The organism is Suttonella sp. (assembly GCF_056855035.1).
Window position 1 is genome coordinate 1 of sequence record NZ_JBXGGR010000119.1, and the last position, 3,418, is coordinate 3,418.

At 44.8% G+C, this 3,418-nt stretch carries 5 protein-coding genes; 3 read left to right on the top strand and 2 right to left on the bottom strand.

Going from position 1 to position 3,418, the window contains the following annotated elements; all coding sequences use genetic code 11:
• Nucleotides 1-722 precede the first annotated feature (722 nt).
• From ACJHVI_RS10620 to ACJHVI_RS10630, 3 genes are read left to right on the top strand one after another with little or no spacing between them, the layout of a single operon-like run.
• Nucleotides 723-911 carry a ribbon-helix-helix protein, CopG family gene (locus ACJHVI_RS10620; protein WP_483184712.1) on the top strand — a complete coding sequence of 63 codons (189 nt, stop codon included), beginning with the start codon at nt 723-725 and terminating at the stop codon, nt 909-911.
• Complete coding sequence (locus tag ACJHVI_RS10625; protein ID WP_483184713.1) at nt 908-1,132, top strand: hypothetical protein; 225 nt, start codon at nt 908-910, stop codon at nt 1,130-1,132. The genes ACJHVI_RS10620 and ACJHVI_RS10625 overlap by 4 nt, the downstream gene beginning before the upstream one ends.
• Nucleotides 1,133-1,191: 59 nt before the next feature.
• Nucleotides 1,192-1,443 (top strand): helix-turn-helix domain-containing protein, encoded by a 252-nt coding sequence (locus ACJHVI_RS10630; RefSeq protein WP_483184714.1) that lies wholly within the window; start codon nt 1,192-1,194, stop codon nt 1,441-1,443.
• Nucleotides 1,444-1,619: 176 nt separating this feature from the next.
• Here ACJHVI_RS10630 and ACJHVI_RS10635 read toward each other — a convergent pair whose 3' ends face one another.
• Both ACJHVI_RS10635 and lplA read right to left on the bottom strand, forming a co-directional pair.
• Nucleotides 1,620-2,030 (bottom strand): hypothetical protein, encoded by a 411-nt coding sequence (locus tag ACJHVI_RS10635; protein WP_483184715.1) that lies wholly within the window; start codon nt 2,028-2,030, stop codon nt 1,620-1,622.
• Nucleotides 2,031-3,038, bottom strand: coding sequence for a lipoate--protein ligase (gene lplA, locus ACJHVI_RS10640; protein ID WP_483184716.1), 1,008 nt, complete (start codon nt 3,036-3,038; stop codon nt 2,031-2,033).
• Nucleotides 3,039-3,418 lie beyond the last annotated feature (380 nt).

Genomic DNA, 3,418 nt, shown 5'->3' on the forward strand with positions numbered 1-3,418 from the left:
ATACAGTCCGGATCTGAAGCCAATCGAGAAAACGTGGGCTTGGCTTAAACGTAAACGCAAGGATTGGCGCTTAGATTGCATCGATAAACTATTCTTTTACTTCCTATGGATTTGTAACTCTTTTTGATTTTCTTGACTATATGCTTTTCTTCCAACGTTGAATGCTTGTTGCACTGAGTCGATATTCTTCAACAAGCTTTCTGTAGCTATGACCTGATGCCAGCTTGTCCAATATCATTTGTCTGTAATCTTTTGAGTATAGTCAAAGAATTGAAAAAGTATTACGGCGTTGGCTCGCCTTGCCGTACTATCTGTAGTGTCTGCGGCTCGCCGCCTTGTACTACTTTTTCACTTCTCCGACTATAGTAGATAAGGGGAGCGGCGCATGGCGCGAGCATTGATACAGGGTTGGAGGATAAAACGCCGTACGTGTGTTGACCCGTTATTTTAAATAGATGTTTTTGTAAATAACAAAGGGAAAGCAAGGTGAAATATTTGCATTATTTGGTAGGATAACCTATAATGCACAACATCAGCAAGGTGCTGATAAAGTAAACCCCCAACTTTCGATGGGGGGTTAGAAAGGATTATCCGATGAATGCAGTCATTAAAATAATCGTTCTACTAACGCTACTTATGCTGTCGCAAGCAGCTTGGTAACGAGAACGGGTGGGATTAGCTCCCACCTCTTTCAATCATAACAAAAACACAGGGAAAAGCAAATGGCAAAAACACGCAATCAAATACAGGCAGAAAGCGATGCTCGGCGAGATGTCAAGCTCAAAGCCTTTAAACTGCCGATAGCCGTCGTCGAGGAATTCGAGCGTATCGCCACAGAGCAAGGCTTGGCAAATAATGCCTTATTTATCGCCGCTCTAGAAGCCTATAAAAAACAAAAAAATATAGCATGAACCTTTATCAGCAATTTAACAGCCTTTTTGCCGCTCACCCACGCGCTATGGCAAAGATTATGGGCAAACGCGGCGATGTGTTGGTAGCGCTGATACCAAATGGTATAGAGATGATTCTGCACAGCAGTGCCGAGACCGGCAAAACCGTCTATTACGATACAACAACGAGAGAACTGCCGGGCGAAGCACCAGCGATGGATTATGTTGAGTTTGTGGTTTAAATTAAAACGAACTAGGAAAAGCCTAAAAATAGGCAATAATAGTGCTTTTAGGATGAGATATGGATAAAACAGAAATGACGGTCAACTTTAACCCTGAAGACTTAGAAAGAGCAGGTAAAGTCCTTTACGGCGATCAATGGCAAAGTAATCTAGCTAGAGACTTAGGAGTAGATTCGCGCCGCGTGCGTGAATGGGCGCAAGGCGAGAGAAAACCTCGTTTAGGAGTATTTCAAGATATTGTTTCTCTTTTAGAAAAAAACAGGGATACTGCTGCCGAAACGGCAGGATATATAAAAGGGAAATATTTTTAAAAAAGCACTTGATTTTGCCTAAATTTAGACGTTTAAACAGGCGGATGGCATATTGATCCGCCACAAATACTTTGCGCTCAAAAAGATAGAGCAGCATATAGTCTCTTAACGTCAAAATGAGATTATTTCAGGCGCTTCTCCTGATGAAATGTGTATCTCTCAATCTCATTTTGACGTTAAGGTACCATACAATCCGCCGTTTCCTGTCCCACGCCTTTAATATTCAGCAATTCCTGCCGCAAATCCGCAGTATCGCGTCGTTTAAAACGCGAAAAATCCGCATCATAATCGGCAAACGATTGCATCGCCGCCTTAATGTATACCGCCTTTTGCCGATAAAAACCCGCCGAACGGATAAACGCCTGCAAATCGGACAAGGGCATGGCGAGCAAATCCGTCACATTCACGGCATCGGCGGCAATCAGGCACTCCAAAGCACGTTTGGCATTCGCCTCAGTCCTGCGCTGAATCAAAATCATAGACAGCCAATTTTCAAGCCGATGTCTGCTGTTCCACCAATATTGCCGCCCGTAATGCGCCAGCAGATGATCCAAGACCCGCCGCGCCAAAACCCTATCCCTCATCATTTAGCCTACAAACAAATCCACCAATTCGCGGGCTTCGATATTGCCGAAATACTGTTTGACATCTAGGCGCTTAAATACTTCTTCCACCGCATCGCGGCGATACAGCACTCCCGTCAAGGCCTGCTCCACATCGGCAATCTCACCCAAAGCGAAAAAATCGCCGAAGATGCGAATCGACTGCACCACGCCGCGCTCAACATTAAAACGAAAATCCACCGCGCCAATCGGGAATTTATGATAACGCTGAATGCTAAATGCCGGCGAACGTCCGTAATTCCAATCCCAATTGCCGAAGCGCTCGGCGCGAATCGCCGCCACTTTCTGCCAATCCTCCTCCGTCAGCACATATTCCTTGACTTGCGCACGCTCGCTCACACCGAAAATCTTCAGTAATAGAAAATCGCGGAAAGCACGCGTATCCATTTGCTGAAATTCCGCCGCCAAATAGGGCTTGAGATTGCTCACGCGGCTGCGCACCGATTTAATCCCCTTCGACTCCACCTTATCCGCACGCGGCTTCAGCGCCGCCGTTACCGCATCCAAATCCGAATCGAATAAAATCGTGCCGTGCGCCGTCATCCGCCCATTGCGCACATACATCGCATTGCCGGAGAATTTCTTGCCCTCAATCAGCAAATCATTGCGCCCCGCCAATTCCGCGCCGCTCGCGCCCATTTGATGCAAAGCCTCAATTACCGGGCGGGTAAAAGCGGCGAAATCGCGCGCCATGCCGTTTTCCTCCTGAATAAAGCAAAACGAACAATTGCCCAAATCATGATACACCGCACCGCCGCCCGACATCCGTCGCACCACATGAATGCCCTGTTCTTCCACATAGCGCTGATTGACTTCTTCAATCGTGTTTTGATTGCGCCCGATGATAATCGAGGGTTCATTGATGTAAAACAGCAGCATCGGCTCATCGCTTAAGCGATTCTCCACCAAATACGTTTCCAAAGCGATATTGACGCTAGGGTCGGTGATGTCTTTATTATCAACAAAATACATAATCGTTTCTCCATAAATTAAGATGCGCCTCTGATGATGGTTTATTATTTAAATTTAAAAACAATACATCAATCTTTTTTATTTTGATTTTTTAAATTGCGAAAAAATCTGGTCTATATTTTTAGCTTGTTTAATGCGTATTTAAAGGCTGCAAAATATCTTGAATGCTTTGCATATTGCTGGCTGAAACAGTCGATGCTGTCGGCATGTTCTATCGTCGGAGAAGTGAAAAAAGTAGTATAACCTGAGTTCGGGATAAGCACCCCACTAAAAAATAAAGAGCAATTGTGATAATCTACTGTTTTGACGAAACAAACCATCACAAAAGCCCTTTAACATGGAATATCTTACAACACTTTTCTGCCAAGTAGATGATTTTT